Source organism: Microbacterium sp. KNMS, assembly GCF_053851835.1.
The window spans coordinates 1-232 of record NZ_JBSQBP010000222.1 but is presented as its reverse complement, the minus strand read 5'-3'; the positions used below and the strand labels follow the sequence as shown (position 1 = coordinate 232).

Genomic DNA, 232 nt, shown 5'->3' with positions numbered 1-232 from the left:
CGAGCTCACGCTCGCGCAATGGCAGCGCGTGCAGGACGTGAACGTCAACGGCGTGTTCCTGTGCACGCGTGCGGCGATTCCGCACATCGAAGCGGCCGGTGGCGGCTCGATCGTGAACCTGTCGTCGATGTACGGAATCGTCGGCGGCCCCGACGTGCCCGCATATCACGCATCGAAAGCGGCAGTGCGCATGATGGCGAAGGTCGACGCGATGCTGTATGCGGCGAAGAAC

The 232-nt window shown here is 64.7% G+C and carries 1 protein-coding gene; it reads left to right on the top strand.

Annotation, left to right across the window (positions count from 1 at the left end; genetic code table 11):
- A partial coding sequence (locus ACWXWW_RS18405; protein WP_455971495.1) for an SDR family NAD(P)-dependent oxidoreductase occupies positions 1 to 232 on the top strand: 232 nt, incomplete at both ends.